General features: G+C 57.3%; 1 pseudogene. It reads left to right on the plus strand.

From position 1 onward, the window contains the following. Positions 1–417, plus strand: a pseudogene (locus tag D3D02_RS18145) (MBL fold metallo-hydrolase); the annotation flags it as partial. Positions 418–768: the final 351 nt, after the last annotated feature.

A 768-nucleotide genomic window follows, 5' to 3' on the forward strand; every position in this document is an offset into this window, starting at 1 on the left:
GCGTTCGACCCCGAACTGCTCGTCCCCGGCGGCGCGAAGGGCTTCTACGACGCGCTCGACATCGAGGCCGACCGCCACTTCCGCCACGATGACGTGCTCGACGGCGGGATTCGAATCGTGCAGGTGCCGGGCCACACGGTCGCAAACAACGGCCTGCTGTTGGAGGACGACGGCGTGTTCATCGCCGGCGACGTGGTCGAGGGGTCGGACCGCCGCGGTCTCCCGCCGGGATTCCTCGTCCCGCCGGCGGCGCAGTTCAACGACCTGAGCCACGAGGAAGCCGAGCGGAACCTCGTCAAACTGTTCGACTACGACATCGAGACGGTGCTCGTGAGCCACGGCACGCACGTCGACGACGACCCGCTCGGGAAGTTGGACGACTGGCTCATCGACCGTCAGTGGACGCTGTCGTACTGAGTCGCTTCGAGTCGGCCGGAGGCACACCCGACCGACACGGCCGCGGAGTCGCTCCATACCCGAGTCAGAACAATAATTACCAAATTTCATTGATGTAATAAAAATTGACAAATTTGAGCCAGAGGAATCGACTCTATCGGAGGGGGTAAAAGAAGAAAACCCGACACATAGCCCGTAATACGCTGATATTCGGCTAACTGAATTTCGATACGCCATCAATGCGGAAGAAACTAGCATCCCCTATTGAATCTGCGATAATAGGCTGTTACTGGCTTTTTATGGATGTTCACGCCCGGTCTGTGTCTGTTCGGTTCTTTCCCTTTGAATAGTCTATTTCCATATACTTTTTAG

Source organism: Halobellus sp. Atlit-38R, assembly GCF_003665925.1.
Lineage (GTDB): Archaea > Halobacteriota > Halobacteria > Halobacteriales > Haloferacaceae > Haloquadratum > Haloquadratum inordinatus.